Origin of the sequence: Pseudomonas sp. (assembly GCF_030696055.1) — a bacterium.
Taxonomy (GTDB): Bacteria; Pseudomonadota; Gammaproteobacteria; order Pseudomonadales; family Pseudomonadaceae; genus Aquipseudomonas.
Genome location: NZ_JAUYNP010000175.1, coordinates 1 through 4,743, shown reverse-complemented (window position 1 = coordinate 4,743; position 4,743 = coordinate 1). Strand labels below are relative to the sequence as shown.

The following is a 4,743-nucleotide window of genomic DNA, read 5'->3' as shown; positions in this document are numbered from 1 at the left end:
CGCTCCTCGTGCCTTGCCTCGCGCAAAAACAGGCTCCGGCGCGGCCGCGAACGAAACGGCAACAGACCCTACCCCGCCGCCCCATGCGCTTGCCGCCTGGGGCGGCGCTCTTTAGACTGCTGCACTTTCCTCCTCACTTCCTTTTCCTATATTGCGAGCAGGGTCGATGCCGACTGCCTTTCCCCCAGACTCTGTTGGCCTGGTGACACCCCAGGTGATGCATTTTGCCGAACCCCTGGCGCTGGCCTGCGGGCGCAGCCTGGCCGACTACCAACTGATTTTCGAGACCTATGGCGAACTAAATGCCGCACACAGCAATGCGGTGCTGATCTGCCACGCCCTGTCCGGTCACCACCACGCCGCCGGCTACCACAGCGCGGATGAGCGCAAGCCCGGCTGGTGGGACAGCTGCATCGGCCCCGGCAAGCCGATCGACACCAACAAGTTCTTCGTCGTCAGCCTCAACAACCTCGGCGGCTGCAACGGCTCCACCGGCCCCAGCAGCACCAACCCGGCCACCGGCAAACCCTTCGGCGCCGACTTCCCGGTGATGACGGTGGAAGACTGGGTGCACAGCCAGGCGCGCCTGGCCGACAACCTGGGCATTCAGCAGTGGGCGGCAGTAATCGGCGGCAGCCTGGGCGGCATGCAGGCACTGCAATGGACCATCAGCTACCCCGAGCGGGTGCGCCACTGCCTGGCCATCGCCTCGGCGCCCAAGCTGTCGGCGCAGAACATCGCCTTCAACGAGGTGGCGCGCCAGGCCATCCTCACCGACCCGGAGTTCCATGGCGGGCACTTCCAGGAACAGGGGGTGATTCCCAAGCGCGGCCTGATGCTGGCGCGCATGGTCGGCCATATCACCTACCTGTCGGACGACGCCATGGGCGAGAAATTCGGCCGCGGCCTGAAGAGCGAGAAGCTCAACTACGACTTCCACAGCGTCGAGTTCCAGGTCGAGAGCTACCTGCGCTACCAGGGCGAGGAGTTCTCCGGGCGTTTCGACGCCAACACCTACCTGCTGATGACCAAGGCCCTGGACTACTTCGACCCGGCGGCCAACCATGACGGCGACCTGGCCAAGACCCTGAGCCAGGTCACGGCGGACTTCTGCGTGATGTCCTTCACCACCGACTGGCGCTTCTCGCCGGCGCGCTCGCGGGAAATAGTCGACGCCCTGACCGCCGCGCGGAAGAACGTCTGCTACCTGGAAATCGATGCGCCCCAGGGCCACGACGCCTTCCTGATGCCGATCCCGCGCTACGTGCAGGCCTTCGACAGCTATATGAAACGGATCGAGGTGTAGCCATGCGAGCGGATCTAGACATCATCCAGGAATGGATTCCGGCCGGCAGCCGGGTGCTCGACCTGGGTTGCGGCAATGGCGAATTGCTGGCCTGGTTGAGCGAATACAAAGGGGTCAGCGGCTACGGCCTGGAAATCGACCCGGACAACATCGCCCAATGCCTGCGCAAGGGCGTCAACGTGCTCGAGCAGAACCTCGACCAGGGCCTGGGCAACTTCGCCAGCGCCAGCTTCGACGTGGTGGTGATGACCCAATCGCTGCAAGCCCTGCACTACCCCGACAAGGTACTGGCGGAAATGCTGCGGATCGGCAAGACCTGCATCATCACCTTCCCCAACTTCGCCCACTGGCGCTGCCGCTGGTACCTGAGCAGCAAGGGGCGCATGCCGGTGTCGGACTTTCTGCCCTACACCTGGTACAACACGCCGAATATCCACTTCTGCACCTTCGCCGACTTCGAACGCCTGTGCCAGGCGCAAAACGCCAAGGTGATGAATCGCCTGGCCGTGGATCGCGAGCATCGCCACGGTTGGGCCAGCCGGATTTGGCCTAATCTGTTAGGTGAAATCGGTATCTACCGAATCAGCGGTCCCAGCGCTGTCGAGGCGTAGTTCACCAACTGACACCTCGATGTCATATTAAGGAGAACCACTATGCATCGCCTTGCCCTTGTCCTAATCGCCCTGTGCCTGAGCCTGCCCGCGCTTGCTGAACGCAAGCAGAGCTTCGGCGATCTGGACGTACACTACAGCGCCTTCAACTCCAGCTTCCTGCAGCCGGAAGTCGCCGCCGCCAGCGGCCTGGTGCGCAGCAAAAACCAGGGCGTGGTGAATATCGCCGTGCTCAAAACGGGTAAAGCCAGCACGGCCAACGTCAGCGGTGAGGTCAAGGATCTGGTCGGGCGCAGCCACCCGCTGAGCTTCAAGCAGATCACCGAAGGCGCGGCCATCTATTACCTGGCGCAGTTCCCCTTCGACCAACGGGAAATGTTGCGCTTCACCATCAACCTCACCGCCGCCGATGGCGTGGCGCGCAGCTTCGAATTCAACCAGGAATTTTTCCCCGACGAATGATGCCTTTCAAAGAGCTCGTACTCGCAAGTCATAACGCCGGCAAACTCAAAGAACTGCAGGCCATGCTCGGCGCCTCCGTGCGCGTGCGCTCGCTAGCTGAGTTTTCCGAGGTGGAGCCGGAAGAGACCGGCCTGTCCTTTGTCGAGAACGCCATCCTCAAGGCGCGTAATGCCGCCCGCGTGTCCGGTCTGCCGGCGCTGGCTGACGACTCGGGCCTGGCGGTGGATTTCCTCGGCGGCGCGCCGGGTATCTACTCGGCGCGCTATGCCGATGGCCAGGGCGATGCGGCGAATAACGCCAAGCTGCTGCACGTGCTGAAAGACGTGCCGGATGCCGAGCGCGGCGCCCAGTTTGTCTGCTGCCTGGCGCTGCTACGGCACGCCGACGATCCCCTGCCGATCCTCTGCGAAGGCCTGTGGCACGGACGTATTCTGCATGCCGCCCAAGGCGTGCAGGGCTTTGGCTACGACCCGCTGTTCTGGGTCCCCGAGCGCGATTGCTCCAGCGCCGAACTGCCGCCTGCCGAGAAGAACCAGTTGAGCCACCGCGCCCGCGCCATGGCGCTGCTAAAACAGCGGTTGGGCCTGGCATGAGCCCAACACCCTCTCCCCCGGCCCCTCGGCTTGGGCATCCTGCGTCGCCCTACCTCCTGCATCCATGCAGTCGTCTCCCAGAGGGCGAGGGGAGCAAAAGCGGCTTCGAGCTACCCCCCCTGGCGCTCTATATCCATATCCCCTGGTGCGTGAAGAAGTGCCCCTATTGCGACTTCAACTCCCACGCCGCCGGGCCGACACTGCCGGAAGAGGAGTACGTCGACGCCCTGCTCGCCGACCTGGATGAAGACCTGCCCCGGGTGTATGGCCGGCCGCTAAGCTCGATCTTTTTCGGCGGCGGCACCCCCAGCATGTTCTCGGCCAAGGCCCTCGGCCGCTTGCTGCAAGGGGTCGAGCGGCGCGTGGCGTTTGCGCCGGATATCGAGATCACCCTGGAGGCCAACCCCGGCACCTTCGAGCAGGCCAAGTTCCGCGACTACCGCAGCCTGGGCATCAATCGCCTGTCGATCGGCGTGCAGAGCTTCCAGGCGGACAAACTCAAGGCCCTGGGCCGTATCCACGACGGTGATGAAGCCGTGCGCGCCGCCGATATGGCCCGCGCCGCCGGCTTCGACAACTTCAACCTGGACCTGATGCACGGCCTGCCGCAGCAGTCCATCGAAGACGCCTTGAGCGATCTGCGTATCGCCATCGCCCAGGCCCCGACCCATTTGTCCTGGTATCAGCTGACGGTCGAACCCAATACGGTGTTCTGGAACCAGCCGCCTGAGGTGCCGGAGGACGATATCCTCTGGGATATTCAGGAAGCCGGCCAGGCCCTGCTGGCCGCCGAGGGCTACGCACAGTACGAAGTTTCGGCCTACGCACAGGCGGGTAAGGCGGCGCGGCATAACCTCAACTACTGGACCTTCGGCGACTTCCTCGGCATAGGCGCCGGCGCCCACGCCAAGTTGAGTTGCCCAGACGGCAGCATCAGCCGCAGCTGGAAAACCCGTCTGCCCAAGGACTATCTGGACAGCGGCAAGCGCTTCAGCGCCGGCGAACGCGCGCTGGGGGTGGATGAGCTGCCCTTCGAATTTCTGATGAATGTGCTGCGCCTCACGGACGGAGTCGCCAGCGAGTTGTTCACTCAGCGCACCGGCCTGCCGCTCAGCCTGCTCGCCGAGGCGCGCAGCGCGGCGCAGCAGCGCGGCCTGATGCTGGCCGACCCGGCACGCCTGGTCGCCACCCGCGAAGGCCAGCTGTTTCTCAACGACCTGCTGCAATACTTTCTGCCCTGAAACACCGTCTGCCCCCAGACTAAGGAAACCGGATGGATCTGCTACTCGACCTGATCGTCACCCTGTCGCGCTGGAGCCGCAGCCACCTCCACGATATTGCCCTGGCGATCATGGCCACCCTGCTGGTGCTGTTCGGCCCCAGCATCAACGCCTGGGTGCAGCGCTCCACCAGTAGCATGAACTTTTTCCTGCGCACCCTGATCTTCGTCCTGCTCTGCGCCATCGGCTACGGCCTGCTGCTGGTCTTCGCCACTCCCTATATGGCCAAGGGGCTGGGCTACTTCAACAACTTCACCCTGGCCCCGGTGCTGCTGCTGGTGTTCTTTATCATCGGCATCCTCGCCGATCGCAACTGAGCACAGAAACGAGCATAAAAAAGCCGCCCAATTGGGCTAATGCCGATCAGTTAAGCCCTCTTACTTGACCTTTGGCCGCAAGAAATCAAAATCCGATGCCAGTATTGGCATCGGATTTTTTATGCGTCTCGCTCGGGCACTGGAACTCACCCACAACCTCGCCTCCACTCCCAA

At 63.4% G+C, this 4,743-nt stretch carries 6 protein-coding genes; all 6 read left to right on the top strand.

The window, feature by feature from the left end:
* Positions 1–166: 166 nt before the first annotated feature.
* Genes Q8Q83_RS10390 through Q8Q83_RS10365 form a run of 6 tightly spaced genes read left to right on the top strand, consistent with a single transcriptional unit; the run spans position 167 to position 4,569 of the window.
* Positions 167–1,306: a homoserine O-acetyltransferase gene (locus Q8Q83_RS10390; protein ID WP_305623453.1), complete on the top strand. Its 1,140-nt coding sequence runs from the start codon at positions 167–169 to the stop codon at positions 1,304–1,306.
* A gap of 2 nt (positions 1,307–1,308) precedes the next feature.
* Entirely contained in the window at positions 1,309–1,917 is a 609-nt protein-coding gene (gene metW, locus Q8Q83_RS10385; protein ID WP_305623451.1) for a methionine biosynthesis protein MetW, read from the top strand.
* A gap of 42 nt (positions 1,918–1,959) precedes the next feature.
* Complete coding sequence (locus Q8Q83_RS10380; RefSeq protein WP_305623449.1) at positions 1,960–2,379, top strand: DUF4426 domain-containing protein; 420 nt, start codon at positions 1,960–1,962, stop codon at positions 2,377–2,379.
* Positions 2,376–2,972, top strand: coding sequence for an RdgB/HAM1 family non-canonical purine NTP pyrophosphatase (gene rdgB, locus Q8Q83_RS10375; protein ID WP_305623448.1), 597 nt, complete (start codon positions 2,376–2,378; stop codon positions 2,970–2,972). The genes Q8Q83_RS10380 and rdgB overlap by 4 nt, the downstream gene beginning before the upstream one ends.
* A gap of 56 nt (positions 2,973–3,028) precedes the next feature.
* A complete protein-coding gene (gene hemW / locus Q8Q83_RS10370) occupies positions 3,029–4,213 on the top strand; it encodes a radical SAM family heme chaperone HemW (RefSeq protein WP_305623454.1) in 1,185 nt (394 codons plus the stop codon).
* Between the two features lie 32 nt (positions 4,214–4,245).
* Positions 4,246–4,569, top strand: coding sequence for a DUF3392 domain-containing protein (locus tag Q8Q83_RS10365; RefSeq protein ID WP_305623446.1), 324 nt, complete (start codon positions 4,246–4,248; stop codon positions 4,567–4,569).
* Positions 4,570–4,743: the final 174 nt, after the last annotated feature.

Coding starts and splice junctions, on each gene's coding strand:
- Q8Q83_RS10390 (WP_305623453.1), top strand. CDS start 167: ATGCCGACTGCCTTTCCCCCAGACTCTGTTGGCCTGGTGACACCCCAG.
- metW (WP_305623451.1), top strand. CDS start 1,309: ATGCGAGCGGATCTAGACATCATCCAGGAATGGATTCCGGCCGGCAGC.
- Q8Q83_RS10380 (WP_305623449.1), top strand. CDS start 1,960: ATGCATCGCCTTGCCCTTGTCCTAATCGCCCTGTGCCTGAGCCTGCCC.
- rdgB (WP_305623448.1), top strand. CDS start 2,376: ATGATGCCTTTCAAAGAGCTCGTACTCGCAAGTCATAACGCCGGCAAA.
- Q8Q83_RS10365 (WP_305623446.1), top strand. CDS start 4,246: ATGGATCTGCTACTCGACCTGATCGTCACCCTGTCGCGCTGGAGCCGC.